This is a genomic window from Candidatus Methylacidiphilales bacterium (assembly GCA_025056655.1).
Lineage (GTDB): Bacteria > Verrucomicrobiota > Verrucomicrobiia > Methylacidiphilales > JANWVL01 > JANWVL01.
In genome coordinates, this window is the sequence record JANWVL010000171.1 from 15,469 (window position 1) to 32,613 (window position 17,145).

The following is a 17,145-nucleotide window of genomic DNA, read 5'->3' on the forward strand; positions in this document are numbered from 1 at the left end:
TTACAGTAAGAGGCTCCAAACGGGGGGACTGAAGAGGCTCACATATACATATTTCTCCTAGAAAAATTGCATTCCATACTTATCACCATGCAATTCCAAGAAATTTTCCCTCACCACTTGCCTAACGGCGCTACATTACTTTTCCTAAGAGAAACTTCAGCCCCTCTCGTCTCCATTCAATACTGGATTCCCACTGGAAGCCTTCACGAAGGGGAATGGCTCGGCAGCGGTTTATCACACTTAGTCGAGCATTTGATTTTCAAAGGCACTGCTACTCGCAACAGCACACAGCTTGCCCTCGAGATCCAAGACATCGGCGGCCACTTAAACGCCTACACCTCTTACGACCGCACCGTCTACCACGTAGACTTGCCTTCCCATCATGTCGTGAAAGCATTGGATGTTCTCACCGACGCAATCCTAAATCCCGTTTTCCCTGCAAATGAATTTGAATCGGAAAAAGATGTTATTCGCCGCGAATTCGCCATGGGAGAGGATAACCCCGATAACCAATTCTGGAAGCTCGCTCTCGCCACCACCTTTTCCCATCACCCGATTCGCCACCCCATCATTGGTCAACTCGACCTCTTCAATCGCCTGACGCGCGAGCACGTTCTAAGTTACTTTGATAAACGCTACGCTCCCCAAAATCTCACCCTAGTGATTGTCGGAGACATTGTCCCTGAAACACTTATTCCACACCTTGAGCAGACCCTAGGAAAAGCTCCTCGGCGTCTATCGCCCGATATTTCCTTAGCTCCAGAGCCACGGCAAATCGCACCTCGACAGGCCAAACGTCACTTCCCTACAGACCTTGCTCGCGTCGCTTTCCTTTATCCAATTCCCGGCTTTGATCATACAGACATGCCAGCACTAGAGCTTTTGGCGATGCTAGCTGGAGAAGGTCTCAGCGCCTGGTTGCACAGAAGCCTCGTCGAAGATCTAGGTCTAGCTGAAGAGATAAACGCTTTCACTTACGCCCCCTGCGACATCGGTGTCTGGGGTGCAGAAGCCTACTGTCTCCCTCACCAACAAGACGAGCTCATCCCGAAGCTTCGAGAAATCCTCTACCAACTAGCCTCTCGCCCACTTTCTACACACGATCTCACTCGCATAAAAAATCAAGCTCTGGCTCAACACTACCACCAACTCCGCACCATGCACGGTCAAGCCGCCGCCATCGGCCAAGGATGGCTCTTGGCAAGAGATCCAGCCCTCTCCTATCGCTATCTACAAAAACTCTCTACCGTCACCCCTGATCTCATCCGCGAGGTCGCCCAAAAATACCTTCACCCCGACCAAGAAAATCTCGTTATCTTAACTCCTGCCCCCTCAGCCTCCACCCCGTCCACATTTTCAAAACAAACCACTACTCCACAGCCTCATACCGCTCAATCCAATGCTATTTTCCATCCTAGCCCCCCTCACATTCGGATCCCAGAACCACGCTTGCCACTATACGGCCTACATTTCACACTGCTAGGTGCTTTACTCTCCGAATCTCCTGAACAAGCCGGTCTAGCCCGCCTCACAGCCCGCTCATGGATAAAATCCACGCAGCGCCGCTCGGCTGCTGATCTCGCTCAAGCCGTCGAATTTCTCGGCGGCCACCTCCACAGCACTACTGGGAATAACGCTACCACCATTTCCATCGAAGGCCTCAGCGAGCATAGCCAATTATTAACTGAATTATTCGCTGAAATTCTACTCGAGCCAGAATTTAAGCCTGAAGAAATCGAGACAGAAAAACGCAAACAGCTCGCAGAAATTGCCGCCGAAATGGATAACCCCTTAAATGTCGCTCGCAAAAAATCACGTGCTCTTCTTTATCCCGATCATCCTTATGCCCGATCTCCACTCGGCACAGCAGAGACAGTCGCAAATTTTTCTCCTGCACACGTCGTAGCATTCAGTTCACAACTCCGCTCCCGCACCCCATGGATTCTCGCCCTACACGGGCCTACTGATTTAAATCCCGATTTATCGTGGCTTTCACCCCTGCCCACCTATCCAGATCCTTCATCAAGCCCTCTCCATCACCTTACTCCAGCTCCCCTTACTCATTCTAAGACCCTTCACAACTATCATGAAAAAGATCAAGCTGTTCTCGTCCTAGCATTTCCCACAGTCCCTTTGACGAGTCCGCTAAAACCAATCTTTGACCTCACCTCTGAAGCCTTATCCGATCTCGGATCTAGACTCTACCAAAAAATTCGAGAAGAACTCGGGCTTGCCTACTACGTCGGTGCCTCACAATTCACCGGCCTCACCGCCGGACACTTCGCCTTTTATCTAGGCACAGCCCCCGAGCGTTTGCAGGAGGTTCTCGAAATATTGAAAAACGAAATCACGCTCCTAGCAGAAAAAGGCCTCTCAGAGGCCGAGCTTCAACGGTCACGCTCAAAATTAATTTCACTTCACACCATGGAAATGCAAAATGCATCCAGCATCGCCCATCAAGCCACGTTGAATTATCTATACGGACTCGGCTACGATTTTCACACTCGACGCATAGAGCAGCTTGAATCCATCACCCTCGATTCTCTCAACGCTACTGTTGCTGAATATCTTCACCCCACGCGACCTTACGTGACTGTCTCGCTTTCACCCTTAAATCCGAAGAATCCCCTTTCCTAGCCCTAGCCCTGCGAGACTTTAGGATCACCCCCTGTTCAATGAGGTGATGAGTCGTTAGGACATCCTCCGCAGCTCGTTCCCCCTTTGCTCGCACGAGATCCATTATTGCAAGATGATGATCGCCTGCTTCCCGGACCTCACCAAGACGCAACTGGAAATAAGCAGCCGTCTGAGTCAGGACAGCCCGATGGTTCCAGATCTTAAGCCAACCGTGCCTGCGGAGGTAGTCTACCTTATCAAAACGCCATCCGCTTCGTTGCCCTAAAACGGGAACTAAGGGCAACTGTTCACGCGAGAGCAGATGAAGAACCAAATCCGCCTCTGGACATTCAAGAAGGCAACTCAACGTGTAGCTCGGAGTATAAAGCGCGATAGCGTAACGTTTAGGCTGCAAAGTGATAGGCGTGACGTATGTGCAGATATTTAACGCCCGAGGAAAACACAATGATGATCGAGCGGCCTCCTTTGGATAAACAGCAAGACTATAAACTGCCTGCGGAGCCAGATTCCATGGGCGAAGCGACATAACAATTGGTCAAGAGTGCAGCTTCTGAAGATAGTTATTCGCAACCTCCTGGAGCCGACGACGCCGCGCCTGAGGCATGCGGTCATATGTTTTCAAAAGCATCGAGAGACGAGGATTGCCTTGAAAAAAAGCTCGTTGTTTATCTACAAACCGCCAGAAAAGCGCATCCCAAGGCTCAGTCCATGCAGGATCGCGTCGATAAGAACTCATTTTGAGAATGTAGTTGCTGGACGAAATGTAAGGTTTCGTCGTGATCAGACCGCCGTCAGCGAATTGGCTCATGCCATAAACATTAGGCACCATCACCCAGTCATACGCATCAATAAATAACTCCATAAACCAGCGGTAAACTGCATCAGGATGGATTTCACATAGCAACATAAAATTGCCCAACACCATGAGACGCTCGATGTGGTGCGCATAAGCAAGCCGCAAGACTTTCCGTATCGCATCATCTACGGGAAGTATGCCTGTAGTCGCAGAATAAAAGGCTTTCGGAAGAGGGCGCGTAAAGTTCCAGAAATTCGTGGTGCGCATCCTTCGACCATAGAGATGATAAACGGCACGCATAAATTCTCGCCATCCGATAATCTGACGTATGAAACCTTCGAGAGAATTAAGTGGCACAGGTTGTTTTCGGTGCCGTTCCAAAGTCGCTTGAATGACTTCACGCGGGGTGAGAAGGCCGACGTTCAAATAGGGCGTCAATACGGAATGAAAGAGGAAATCATGCCCAGGCTCGATGGCATCTTCATACGGGCCAAAGTCGTGGAGACGTTTTTCGAGAAAGGCTTCGAGTTGTCGCCGCGCACCTGAGTGGGTGACGGCGAAGCAGAATTCATCAGGATTGCCAGGGGATTGTGGAAAATGTTTTTCAAGGTAAGGAATACACTCTTTTACCCAGCGCGACGGCCCAGGGGGATCGTATGGAGGAACAGGGTAAAGATGAGGCAGCTTTAAGCGGTTGGATGTGTCGTAGGTCCAAGAGCCGCCGGTAGGCTTATTGTTGGCTTCAAGGAGAATGTGGAGACGTTTTCTCTGCGCGATATAGTAGTCGGTTTGAAAAGGCTTTTTGTTTAGCGGAAGCAGGGCTTCGTTTTGCTCGTGGCTAGTAAGAAGGGCTGGATTGGGGAGGAAACGAATTGCAATGGCATGCGCGAGACAAGTTTTTACAAGGCGCTGTTTGAGCCAGTCGTCATCTGGCTCGATCGTCAAAATTTGTCCAACGCCTTGCTTAGAAAGATATGGGATAAGCGCACGGACGTCACTCCGTTCATCGTGTGAACAAATCCTGTAGATTGGGATTGAGCAAGACGCTTCCCATTTGGCTTTAAAAGCTGAAAGAGAGGCCAAATGAAAAAGCAGCTTATGTTTGTGGAAAGGGTATTGTCGGAAAAAGAGGATTTCTTCAACGAGGTATGCTTTCGTTGGACAGGCCTCTTGTTGGGCTTGAATACAAGGATGCGGCCAGAAAAGTTGATGGGGAAAAATCAAAAATGCCTGGATCATTAAGAAGGCAAACTACGCCGAAAACCAATTCCCAAAAATAAAGAATAAAGGAAAAAGCAAAAAAATTTTAATCAAAGTGAGTAAAAAAAGTCGGATTTGCAGTCATCGATACTGATTAAATGGATCGAAACCCGTCTGGATGCTTGAAAAAACTACGGCGCAAGCAACAAAGACTTAAGTCATGTTGGCAAGCATTTTTTTAAAAAAAAATTAGCTGAATAAAACGAAAGAGTTGACTTTTAAGCGAGGACATACACTATTTGCTGTGTATGGAGATTAAGAAACTACACAACATATTGTGGATAACATCTCCAGTAACCCTCAAGATCGTGAGCAGGCGCATTAATTCCAAATTAACAAATAAGGCTTTACGAAAGTTTTTATTTTTTTAAATGTAAAAAATCTTAATGTGCATAAGTCTATGGCAAATCCATCAACTTCTTCAAGCGTCCTTCCCGACTGGCAGATGACCCTAAATGGGATAGATCCTCTACAAGGTCGAAAATTCCAAGTAAAAAAACGTGACGGACGATGGGTGGATTTCGACGAAACCCGGATCTACCTAGCGATAGAGGCTGCCTTTAGGGATGTGTATCAGATTCCGGAATCGACGCCTTTGGATCAAAAGAAGGTAAATGAAATAAGGGAAGTAGCTAACAAAGTTTCTGGTCAAGCTCTAAGTGCAGCAATAAGAGGCGAAGAACTGGATGTGGAAAAGATACAAGATTTAGTAGAAATGGAGTTGATGCGCCAAGGGCACTTAAGCGTCGCCAAATCTTATATTCTATATAGAGAAGAACGTCGTCGTGCTAGAGCACTCAGGGGAGAGAAGGATCATACAGACTATCCTTCCGTTCAGATAAACATCATAGAATATGATGGAACTACAAAACCGCTCGATATACAAAAAATCAAGCGCGAAATCATGCTGGCCTGCAGAGGATACGAAGGGATATGTTCATGGCAAGAATTGCTAGATGAAACGATTAAAAATCTTTATGATGGGGTAAAGGAATACGAGCTCGAACAAGCGATGATCTACGCAGCTCGCTCCCGTATAGAAAGAGACCCTGCTTACTCATATGTAGCCGCTAGGTTACTTTTAAATAAATTATACAGAGAAACTCTAGGCTGTGATATTAGTGAACCCAATTTTGAAAATACTTATAGGCAGAAATTCCCCGCATACATAAAATTTGCTGTCCAAAAAAATCGTTTAGATGAACGCCTTCTAACAACTTATGACCTAAATAAGTTATCAGAATCGCTCGCTATAAAGCGCGATGAAAAATTTGCATACATGGGGCTGCAAACAGTATATGATCGATACCTTATCCATCACGAAGATCATCGCTTAGAAACTCCGCAATACTTCTGGATGCGTGTAGCGATGGGCTTGGCCCTGCTAGAAGACGATCCAACCAGACGTGCTATAGAATTCTATGATGTCCTATCAAACTTTTATTTCATCTCCTCCACTCCAACATTATTTAACTCTGGAACAAGGCATCCACAACTTTCCTCCTGTTATATTTCCACAGTCAATGATGATCTAGAACATATTTTCAAAGTAATTTCCGACGACGCCAAATTATCTAAGTGGGCGGGCGGTTTAGGAAACGATTGGACAAATGTTAGAGCTACTGGATCTAGAATCCAAGGCACTAACGGGGTGTCCCAAGGAGTAATTCCATTCCTTAAAGTCGCTAACGATACGGCCGTGGCTGTAAACCAAGGCGGCAAAAGGAAAGGAGCAATGTGTGCTTATCTTGAGACTTGGCATTACGATATTGAAGATTTTCTCGAACTAAGAAAAAATACTGGGGACGACCGCAGACGCACTCACGACATGAACACCGCCAACTGGATACCAGATTTGTTCATGCGGCGCGTCAGACAAGGTGGGGTATGGACCCTCTTTAGTCCAAACGAAACCCCTGATTTACACGACCTGTATGGCAAAGCTTTTGAGGAAAGATATCTATACTATGAATCACTAGCTTCTCAAGGTAAAATTAAAATCTACAAACAGGTTCAAGCAGAGGATTTATGGAGAAAAATGTTAACTATGCTTTTTGAAACAGGGCACCCATGGTTAACATTTAAAGATCCATCAAACCTCCGCTCCCCACAATCCCATGTTGGCGTTATACATTCTTCAAATTTATGCACAGAAATTTTATTGAACACTAGCACGGAAGAGGTCGCTGTATGTAACCTAGGCTCTGTAAATCTCGTAGCACATATTAAAAATGGAAACCTAGATCGGGAATTACTTGCGCAGACAATTAAAACAGCTATGCGCATGTTAGATAATGTGATAGATATTAATTTCTATCCGATCCCCGAGGCAAAAAATGCAAATCTTCGTCATCGTCCTGTTGGGTTAGGTCTAATGGGCTTTCAAGACAGTCTATATGCGCTCAGAATCCCTTATGCAAGCCAAGAAGCAGTCGAGTTTGCGGATCGGACCATGGAATTTATATCTTATCATGCTATATTAAGTTCTGCTTTGTTGGCGAAGGAACGTGGTCCATACTCATCATTCAAAGGATCAAAATGGGATCAAGGGATTTTGCCATTAGATTCGATTGAAATTTTAAGGCAACATCGCCTGCCCGATGAGCTCGACGTAAATACAGATTCTCATATGGACTGGACGCCTGTCCGTGAGACAATAAAAAAATACGGGATGAGAAATTCTAATTGTCTCGCTATAGCTCCTACTGCTACCATTTCGAATATCATTGGTGTTTCCCAGTCAATTGAGCCAACCTTTAAAAACCTTTATGTCAAGTCGAATTTGTCTGGTGAGTTTACAATTATCAACACCTATTTAGTAGAAGATTTAAAAAGTAGAAATCTATGGGACGATCAAATGCTCGATGACTTAAAGTATTACGACGGTGAACTAGCTGAAATAGAGCGCATTCCTTATGATATCAAGCATCTTTATCAGACTGCATACGATATCGAACCCTATTGGTTAATTGAAGCAGCATCTAGAAGGCAAAAATGGATTGATATGGGACAGTCCTTAAATTTGTATATAGCACAGCCCAGCGGAAAGAAACTTTCGGAAATGTATCAGCTTGCATGGATCAAAGGGCTTAAAACAACATATTACCTAAGATCAAAATCTGCAACTAGCATCGAAAAATCTACGCAAGACATTAACCGTCGTGGGTTACAGCCCCGATGGATGAAGAATCAGTCTGCCTCGTCTAGAATTAGAGTTCAACGTGATTCGCCAGAACAAAAATTAAATCATAATAGTTATCAAACAGTAACTCCACAAGCATGCAGTATAATGGACACAGGTTGTGAAAGTTGTCAATAAAATATGCAAGTTTATTTTTTCAACCTAACATATAAACAACCTAAACCCAATTAAATACTATGTCTTGCTGTGTCGCATACAATACACCTCCCAAGCCGTATGATTTAACCAAACGCATCAATGTCGAAGACAAGCGTCTAATAAACTGCCATACCGTTGATGTAAACCAATTAATGCCTATTAAATATAAGTGGGCATGGGAGCATTATTTAAACGGTTGTGCTAATCACTGGATGCCGAATGAGGTATCGATGCAACGTGATATAGAACTTTGGAAATCAAACCGTCTCAATCCTGATGAAAGGCTTGTTATCATGCGCAATCTTGGCTTCTTTTCGACAGCAGAATCCTTAGTTGGGAATAATATAGTTCTAGCTATATTTAAGCACATTACAAACCCTGAATGTCGTCAATATCTCCTTCGCCAAGCTTTCGAGGAGGCCATACACACTCATACTTTTCATTATATAGTAGAATCCTTAAATCTTGATGAACGTGAGGTATTCAACATGTATCACGAAATAGATTCAATACACGGCAAGGATGTTTTTACCATGCGCCTTACAGAAGATATCGTCCAAGACAATTTTAAAACAGATACTCTAGAAAATATACAAAAATTTGTCAAGAATCTGGTTGGTTTTTATGTTATTATGGAGGGTATCTTTTTCTATTCTGGTTTTGTTATGCTTCTTTCATTCAGAAGGCAAAACAGAATGGTAGGTATTGGAGAGCAATTCCAATATATCATGAGAGATGAATCTATACACCTTAATTTTGGTATTGATTTGATTAATGGTATCAAGGAGGAGAATCCTGAGTTCTGGACTCCTGAATTCCAAAAAGAGATTCAAGAACTTATAGAAAATGCCGTAGAATTAGAGATCTTGTATGCACAGGATACATTACCGCGAGGTATTCTAGGGCTTAATGCTAACCTATTTAGAGAGTATGTTCAACATATAGCTGATCGTAGATTAGAGCGCATTGGACTGAGAGCTAAATACGGTTCTAGGAATCCGTTTCCTTGGATGTCAGAAACAATAGATCTCCCAAAAGAGTCCAACTTTTTTGAAAAGAAGGTCACAGAGTATCAAAAAGGCGCAGTTCTTGAGTGGTAATTGAAATCTAAGCCTCAGCTACGCATAGGACTTTTGGGCGGCACTTTTGATCCGCCTCATTTAGGTCATATAATGCAGGCTATAGAAGTGTATTACACTTTTAAATTGGATAGGATTGTATTTATTCCCGCGAATTGTTCGCCCCATAAAATTTCTTACAGAATAACAGATAATCAGATTCGTTGGAAATTGTTAAAAAGCGCTATCAAGCCATATTCTAAAATTTTAAGTGCTAGCGACGTTGAACTCCAACGCCCCCCCCCCTCATATACCTATGATACTGTTCTTCATTTTAAGAAACATTATTTAAATGCTCAACTTTTTTGGCTTTTAGGTGAAGATCAGCTTCCACGCCTACACACCTGGAAACAATTTAAAAATCTTATACAAATCATAACATTCATTTTACTTCCTCGCCAGGGAAACCATTCCCGTTGTCAGCTAAGAGACTATACTAGATTTAGAAAATATAAAAACGCGCAATTTCTACCGTGGCCTACCCCCCCTCAATTATTTATTACTATATCTTCATCTGAAATCCGAAGGCGTATCAAAGAAAATATACCCTGTTCACATTTACTGCCAACCTCAGTTTATAAGCTGATTAAAAAAAATAATCTATATGTATAGAATATCGTCTATTACACTGGCTAAATTTGCACGCAAATTAGCCTTAGAAAAAAAAGCTTTAAATCCAGTTATTCTAGATATGCGTAAGCTAACAACAGTCTCCGATTTCTTTTTAATACTAACCGCTGAATCGGAGCCACAAATTAAAGCTATTTTAAATCATATAGAAAAAGAAATTAAGCAGAAATATATAATATCACCAAGAATTGACGGCCATCCATGTAGCAAATGGGTGATTATGGACTATGATAATGTAGTAGTGCATATATTTGATAAAGAAAAGCGGAGTTATTATAGCCTTGAAACTTTATGGGGTGATGCTCCCCATATAAGTTGATACTATTTCTATTATCTCACTATAAATCAGCTCTTATTAAGGTATAATACAAATAGCTATGCCTGGCCTAAACTGCAGTTTTCTATAACTAAGATTACAAATCTTATAATTGTTGGTTAATTTATACTGCTACTTGACCTAACTATAGGAAAATTTTCTAAATTAAAGCTAATTTAGCTTACAGAGTTTGATTAAGATCTATTGATTGCGGTCCCATATCCGGATTTTTATAAAACCACTTTTATAAAACCACTTAAAACTACGCAATTAGATTCATTAGTTGACTTTTTGGAAGATTATCGTATAGTTGAGGTATGAATCTATTATATGTCTATATAGTTTCACTCACACTAAGTATTATGTTATTGTCTGGCTGTGTTACATCAGATTCTACTGGCAGTGTAAACATACGAAATAAAAAACACACATCTGCTACCACAAAGGTTGCTTTCATAGGGCATCCAAATGAGGTTAGTAATTATAACCCTGTAGCATACAAACCGAAAAATCCTGACAATGTCCGCGTAAAGGTATCATTAAAGGAACAGATGATCTACGTCATGGAGGGAGATCGGCCTCTATTAGTTACAGCCACGACAGTAGGCATACCACAAAAGCCTACCCCCAAAGGACATTTCCGAGTTACAAAAAAAGAAGCAAATCGCCGTTCATACACCTACGGATTTTGGGTCAGGGAAAATGAGATAATACCAGGGAAAAGTTCCAATCGCCCGCCGGGCAGAGGCTGGCGCTACGTGGGGTATCCGATGCCTTACTGGGTAGAGTTTATGCCCGCATACGGTTTTCACGAAGGGTATGTTTGGCCGATTCCAAGAAGCCACGGTTGTTTGCGCTTACACAAAAATGCATCAAAAAAATTCTTTGACCTCGTTCAGATTGGCACTCCTATACATATCGCTGACTCTCACCCCGAAGACTTAACCCTTGGCCGGGACGCACCTCGGCCAAATGATTACCGTGATCCAGATCCTCCTGCTTCTTACCTGATTTCTCCAGCTGTATTTGCTAGAAACTAAATCCGTTGAGCTACCCTTAGCCGAAAAATTATCATGCAGTATTACTCACCGGCTAAGATTAACCTCTTTCTCAAAATTCTCGGAAAACGCCCTGACGGCTTCCATGAGATCGAGACTTTCATGGTTCCTACCTCACTCTGTGATCTAATCACTCTCACGACTCAGCCTTCTGGAATTGTCCTCACTTGCTCAGATCCGTCACTGCCGACCAATCAAAAAAATTTGGCCTATCGAGCTGCCCAAATTTTTTTTGAAAAAACCCAAATCTCAGGAGGAGTCTATATACACATTGAAAAAAAGATCCCTCATGGAGGTGGATTAGGTGGTGGCTCAAGTAATGCAGCCACCGTGCTAAAAGCTCTTCGAAACCTTCATGCGCCAGAAATTCCTGACCAGACACTTCAAGAGTGGATTGCACCACTGGGATCAGACATTCCGTTTTTTATTTCTCCAAAGCCGGCGATTTGCAAAGGACGAGGGGAAATCATCACTCATATCCCATTTTCGGGTGCTCATTTTGCACTATTGATCTTTCCTCCTTTTTCGGTGCCTACGCCATGGGCTTACAAAACCTATGCTCAACATCCAACCCAGGGTGAAACCAGTCACACTTGGCCTTACTGCCCATTACGCAACGATCTTGAACCGGCCGTATTCTCGAAATTTATTACCCTCGCAGTCCTAAAGGATTGGCTCCGAAAACAGACGGCACTGGGTGTTTTTGATGCTCTAATGAGCGGTAGCGGAAGCACGATGATTGCCTTTCTTCATCCAGACGCTGACGTAACAGGTCTCAAAAAGCTACTAAAAACATCCTTCGGTGAGTCATTCCAATCTCACATAATTCAGTTTCCGAAGTCATCTCCGCTCTGAACTACGCAACTAAAAACTAGGTCTCTTTTTTGATTCGCATCAAAAGACTGCCTTACTTTCTTTTACATCCTACGATTGCACAATCCCCTAAAAATTTAAGTCCATATATCGTTTCATGCTGCCATTTTCGAAGAGACGCATAGTATACAGTTTCCCAAGCTGCAATTCTCCAAGCTGCATATGGCTCTTTATTCCCTGCCTATCGTTTATGCCACGTCGAAATTTATAGTCCGTTGCTTCTCTCTGCTTTTACTGAGGATTCGGCTAATCTTCGATTCCCTACCGCCAAAGCCACCTTTCATTATTGCCGCGAACCATATTAGCCACTTCGACCCCCCTTTGCTCACCCTAGCATTTAAACATCACCTTGATTTTATGACTACTTCGGAGCTTTTTGATTCAAAAATCATCGCCGCATGGCTTCGTATGGTTGGCTGCTTCCCCGTGAACCGCGAAAAGACCGACAGCCGAGCTGCGCGTGAGGCTCTTAAACGCCTGCGAGACGGACGGATTGTGGTGATCTATCCGGAAGGCGGCATTAGGACTGGCTATCAATCGATTCTCAATGGAGCTTGTATCAACAACGACCTTGCTACACTGGCTTACCTTGCTGATTGTCCCGTTATTCCATCATTGATAATCGGTAGCGATCAACTCTATGCCTACAAAAAAATCTGGCGCCGCCCGCAAATCTTAATCCGCTTCGGCCCTCCACTCTACAAACCCATCGAGATACCAAACAAACATGAAAGCATAGCTTTGTGGACTAGTCGAATCAGCCGGTGTCTGCGCGAACTTTATGAGATAAGCCAAAAACAAAATCTCATCACTCCATCAATGATCCCCCGGACGGCTCAAGAGCGATGGCAAGAATGACCCTCTACGCTGCAAGTAATCGCTCGACTTCTTTCAAACTTCCTTCAACCGAGTAATCCCACACATCGCTTCCCACCTGAAGACGCACCCCCCCTAAAATCTCTGGATCCACAGTATTGCAGACACAATTCACCTGGGGCAAACGACCCCGCACTTCTTGGAAGATACGCTCCTTTTCTTGTTCGCCTAAAGGACTCACAGATGTAATCGTCAGAACCCGTCTCTGTTGATCACTTTTTATTAAGTAAATTAGCCGATCAAGAATAGCTAGATAGTTTCGAGGCTTACGCGTTATCAGTTCATCAATAATTAACCTTAGCCGCTTTTCGTCCAACTCTCCTTCGACCATGCATAAACGAAAAAGGCCTTTAGCTGCACGGCGCACTTCTTGACTAAACTTCATAACATACTCTACTTCAACACCGTGCTCTTCCTAAATCAAGTCTTGAATATTTCATGCATCGAATGCGTCGCTTAATCCACTTTCATTGCTTGTGCAATGCTTCGCCTTCCCACCCGCCAAGCAGCCATCCACACAGCAATCATCACTACTGCAATCCCAGAGAGCGACACGACAAGCAGTTCTTTACGCGGCCATATCAGGTTGATCGTCCAGCCAAAGAAGACCTTATTAATAACCTCAGCCAACACCCATGCTAAACCATACCCAGCTGCTACTCCAACCACCACCGACACCACAGCAAGCAAAAGAGTTTCCCAAGTGTAAACCTTAAGTATCTGAAAACGTGACGCGCCTAAAGCTCGCAGAGCCGCCACAATTCTCGACCGCTCAAATCCATGCACCAAAACATTCAAGTAAACCCCCACTCCACAGATCAACATCGTGATGACCTGCAAGAGATGCGTAATAGCAAAAGTTTGATCGAAAATCTTCATGACTTGCCGCCGCAATTCACGATTCGATTGAATAGTAAAAGTCCCATACTCTTTCATCACATCACGGATTTTTGTTTTGAACTCTTCAATGCTCTCCTCTGGAGGTAGATAAATAGCCACACTACTGATCGAATCATCGTTCCAGTATTCTTGATAAGTTTTCCGATCCATCAAAATCAAGCCACTCTCGGATGTATAGTCCTGAAAGATCCCTGCAATACGAAACACTTTTTCTCCGCCAGGGGTTAATAATCGGATGCGGTGTCGAGCCCTCACTTTGTGTCGCCGCGCAAAACTCTCACTCGCAATAATCCATCCTTTTTCCGCTGCTTCCTTCAATAATTCAGGCCGAGCCTGCTTTCTCCTCTCCTGATCCAGAAAACGAATTCCACCTCGCTCTGCAGCAATATCAAAACGAATCGCTGCTAATCGAACAGCACGTTCGCCATACTCGACCGACACCTCACGATACAAGTCAATACGGTCATCGGAAATTAGTTGTCGCAATTTCTCAACAGCTTTTTGAGGCAAGATCTCTTGAGAACCTATTGTTGAAGCGGACACTGGAGATATGTAAAGGTCTGCACGCACAGTCTGAAGAATCCACTGGTTAACCGTAACGCGAAAACTGGATACCATAATCATAATCCCCACCACCATTGCGAGCACACAGACAATAGAGCCTGCTAATATCACATTACGCGTAAAGGCGAGCTCAAACTGCTCCATACCAAGACGCCAGAAAGTTGCCGGAAAAATTTTGGCTACCTTTAAAATGACCCAAAAGATTAACGGACATAAAAACGATACCCCTAGAAGCAAAAATAAAGCCGTTCCAAAGCTTAACCACTGCGGCCCGTAACGTTCACTATACCGCGCACATTCCAAGCTTGCCCCTATGAGTAGGAAGCCTACCAATGTCCAACTTGGAATATGCTGCCGAGCGGCCAGTCGGATATGAGCAGGCTGAAGCGCTTTTACTGGCTCAACGCTTGAGGCTTGCCGCGCAGGTAGCCAAGCCCCTGCAAGTGCCGCAAGAACAGCTAACGATAGGGCCACTGCTGCTTGTTCTGATGGAAAAAAGATCTCCTGTATATTCACCGTCACATAGAGGGAACTAATCGTCTGCGAAGCTTGTTCAATCAGAGCTCGGGACAAAAAGTATCCAAGCGGAAGACCTAGCATCGTCGCGATTAACGCTAAAAAGACCGCCTCAGCTATAAAAGCACGCATTATTTTCCCTCGCGATGCTCCAAGAGCGCGCCAGATACCGATCTCGTAATAACGACGAGCCACCATTGCCGTTGTTGTGTTGTAAATTAGAAAAACAGTCACAAGCATAGCCACTAGGCTAAGCGCGATGAGGTTTAAACGGAAAGCTTCGGTCATTTGTGAAAGCCGCTCTGTCCTCCGCAGAGGCTCTTGTATTCTAGACCCTGCAGTCAAATACGGTTGCAATGTCTTCGATAAACTTTCAAGAGTGACTCCTTCGTGACGGATGATATCGATGCGCGAAAGCTGACCGACGTAACCGAAAAAATCCTGCGCATGGGCTATGTCCATCACAGCGATATGTTCATCAGCGCCTACCCAAGTCTCTGTGAGCTTATAAATAGCTATAACTTTAGCTCTCTTAACGCCTTCGGAGGTTTGGAGCCCAAGCTCTGCGCCCTGGCGAATGTTCAGGCGTCTAGCAAGTTTGTCACTGATCAAAATTCCATTTGCTACACTCAGGAATTGTTCCGCCAGTGACTCATCGCCTGGGGTAAACGAACGTGTCGCAACCGTAGCAAACTCAGCGTTTGAAAAAAAATCTACACCGACAACACGCAAATATTCATTAGGGAAATCGGTTAGCGTGGCGAACCTCTCTAAAATTGGTGTGGCTGCTTTGACATCAGGATGCCGAATGACCGCTAAATAATTCTCTTCCGGAAGCATTCCGCTTGGGTTCACCACTTCGGTATCAGCTCGCCCAGCTACAACGTTCACCGATGCGACAAACGCACGATGTGCGCTTTCATTTACACATTGCACCGCAACGTAAACCGCAACAGCAAGCGCTAGGCTCAGCCCATTTAAAACAAACCCGATAGGATACTGTGCCCAGCCTTTAAGCAAGTAGCGAAAGAACATACGAAGTGTTCCGTTTTTACTTCATCGGTGAATCCCAAAATTCCCAACCCGGCAGTAATCCCTCCAATTCTCGTCTCAAAATATAAGCCCTGATCTTGCGACCATACCACCATCCGACCATTGCGCCTCCGAGGTGCGCAGTGTGGGCTACAAACGGGAACCAACCCAAAATAACACAGCCAAATTCAAATGCCGAAAGTCCAAGAGCGAGCGTGCGGGCTTTACAGACCACTGGAAAAAACATCAGCCACACCCTTAGGCGCTGATCTGGGAAGCAGACAGCATACGCGGTGAGAAAAGCGAAGCCCGCACCACTGGCTCCGATCACATAAGTCGCATGATTGGACTCATCACTAAGAAGCCACAACACAGCTGCACCTAGCGATCCATATATAAAAAGCCTCCACAAATGACGAGGTGTGCTTTTGGCTTCGATGGCTCTTCCGAGGTAACTCAGCACCATTACATTCATCAAGATATGCAGAGGAAAAAGGGGAAACGTATCAGCATGCAGGAAAGCATATGTGAAGAGTTGCCATATCCATCCACGCTTCACCCCATCTTCGGAAAGCCCCCAGAAATTTAGAAAAGCTTGATCCCAAGGAGTGAGTGTCAAGAATAGTTGGAGCAATTGAATGACGATGATGGCCGCAATAATCCTTCGGGTCATGGACAGGCTTCTTTCTTTACCTTCGCCTCAATATTCACCAAGCGAAAAACAAACAGCCTAAAAGAAGTTTTTTGTCGCTTTTCCATAGCACTCTATACATCCTCTCCATGCCTCTAAATCCTATGAAAATTCTTAGCCTGTTATCCGTCTTGGCACTTATTCCCCTTGCCTCTCTTACAGCGCAGAAAAAAGGCCATACTCAAGCTGAACGGATCGTGCGTGAGCCATCCGTAAAGGAAATTCCATTTCAATCCAAAACTTCTCAAACGTCTTTTTATCGTCCCCCCAACCCCGTCCCACCACCCTCACCTTTGTCTGAGAGAATGCAAAATTTTTTCACTAAAGTTATTTCAGGCAAAATTGAGGAGGCTTACCGTGAACTTTTGGCCGATAGCACGTTGACGCAGAATCCAACCAATCTGAAACTTTTCATAGAGCGCACTTCGAAAGCTTTTGAGGTGTATGGCCGCGCACGCTTCTACGAGATCTACGACAATCGCAAAATCGGCGAGCGTCTTGTCGTGTTGACTTATCTTACAGCTCAACCGGTTCAACC

At 44.5% G+C, this 17,145-nt stretch carries 13 protein-coding genes; 8 read left to right on the plus strand and 5 right to left on the minus strand.

The window, feature by feature from the left end; genetic code table 11:
* The first annotated feature begins 66 nt into the window (after positions 1 to 66).
* Positions 67 to 2,637 (plus strand): insulinase family protein, encoded by a 2,571-nt coding sequence (locus tag NZM04_10995; GenBank protein MCS7064541.1) that lies wholly within the window; start codon positions 67 to 69, stop codon positions 2,635 to 2,637.
* Here the strand turns inward: NZM04_10995 and NZM04_11000 are convergent.
* Both NZM04_11000 and NZM04_11005 read right to left on the minus strand, forming a co-directional pair.
* Positions 2,552 to 3,163: a flavin reductase family protein gene (locus tag NZM04_11000; GenBank protein MCS7064542.1), complete on the minus strand. Its 612-nt coding sequence runs from the start codon at positions 3,161 to 3,163 to the stop codon at positions 2,552 to 2,554. The two genes, NZM04_10995 and NZM04_11000, sit on opposite strands and share 86 nt — an antisense overlap.
* A gap of 9 nt (positions 3,164 to 3,172) precedes the next feature.
* Positions 3,173 to 4,657: a cryptochrome/photolyase family protein gene (locus tag NZM04_11005; protein MCS7064543.1), complete on the minus strand. Its 1,485-nt coding sequence runs from the start codon at positions 4,655 to 4,657 to the stop codon at positions 3,173 to 3,175.
* Between the two features lie 436 nt (positions 4,658 to 5,093).
* Between NZM04_11005 and NZM04_11010 the strand changes: the two genes are divergently transcribed.
* From NZM04_11010 to NZM04_11035, 6 genes are all read left to right on the plus strand, one after another.
* Positions 5,094 to 8,012, plus strand: a complete 2,919-nt coding sequence (locus tag NZM04_11010) for a ribonucleoside-diphosphate reductase subunit alpha (GenBank protein ID MCS7064544.1) — start codon at positions 5,094 to 5,096, stop codon at positions 8,010 to 8,012.
* Positions 8,013 to 8,071: 59 nt separating this feature from the next.
* On the plus strand, positions 8,072 to 9,133 hold the full coding sequence (locus NZM04_11015) for a ribonucleotide-diphosphate reductase subunit beta (GenBank protein MCS7064545.1): 1,062 nt from the start codon (positions 8,072 to 8,074) through the stop codon (positions 9,131 to 9,133).
* A gap of 622 nt (positions 9,134 to 9,755) precedes the next feature.
* The gene (gene rsfS / locus NZM04_11020; GenBank protein MCS7064546.1) at positions 9,756 to 10,100 is read left to right on the plus strand and encodes a ribosome silencing factor; all 345 of its coding nucleotides are present in this window, start codon (positions 9,756 to 9,758) and stop codon (positions 10,098 to 10,100) included.
* Positions 10,101 to 10,414: 314 nt separating this feature from the next.
* Positions 10,415 to 11,137, plus strand: a complete 723-nt coding sequence (locus NZM04_11025) for a L,D-transpeptidase (protein ID MCS7064547.1) — start codon at positions 10,415 to 10,417, stop codon at positions 11,135 to 11,137.
* A gap of 33 nt (positions 11,138 to 11,170) precedes the next feature.
* Positions 11,171 to 12,010, plus strand: a complete 840-nt coding sequence (gene ispE / locus NZM04_11030) for a 4-(cytidine 5'-diphospho)-2-C-methyl-D-erythritol kinase (protein ID MCS7064548.1) — start codon at positions 11,171 to 11,173, stop codon at positions 12,008 to 12,010.
* 180 nt (positions 12,011 to 12,190) lie between these two features.
* Positions 12,191 to 12,886 (plus strand): 1-acyl-sn-glycerol-3-phosphate acyltransferase, encoded by a 696-nt coding sequence (locus NZM04_11035; GenBank protein ID MCS7064549.1) that lies wholly within the window; start codon positions 12,191 to 12,193, stop codon positions 12,884 to 12,886.
* 4 nt (positions 12,887 to 12,890) lie between these two features.
* On the opposite strand, the gene NZM04_11040 is transcribed toward NZM04_11035, so the two are convergent.
* The 3 genes from NZM04_11040 to NZM04_11050 all read right to left on the minus strand — a co-directional run bounded on the left by NZM04_11040 (position 12,891) and on the right by NZM04_11050 (position 16,589).
* Positions 12,891 to 13,289 carry a F0F1 ATP synthase subunit delta gene (locus NZM04_11040; protein ID MCS7064550.1) on the minus strand — a complete coding sequence of 133 codons (399 nt, stop codon included), beginning with the start codon at positions 13,287 to 13,289 and terminating at the stop codon, positions 12,891 to 12,893.
* A gap of 71 nt (positions 13,290 to 13,360) precedes the next feature.
* Complete coding sequence (locus NZM04_11045) at positions 13,361 to 15,919, minus strand: ABC transporter permease (GenBank protein ID MCS7064551.1); 2,559 nt, start codon at positions 15,917 to 15,919, stop codon at positions 13,361 to 13,363.
* A gap of 16 nt (positions 15,920 to 15,935) precedes the next feature.
* Positions 15,936 to 16,589 (minus strand): rhomboid family intramembrane serine protease, encoded by a 654-nt coding sequence (locus tag NZM04_11050; protein ID MCS7064552.1) that lies wholly within the window; start codon positions 16,587 to 16,589, stop codon positions 15,936 to 15,938.
* A 122-nt stretch (positions 16,590 to 16,711) separates the two neighbouring features.
* Between NZM04_11050 and NZM04_11055 the strand changes: the two genes are divergently transcribed.
* Positions 16,712 to 17,145, plus strand: a 434-nt coding sequence (locus NZM04_11055; GenBank protein MCS7064553.1) for a hypothetical protein, incomplete at its 3' end; no start/stop codon positions are given.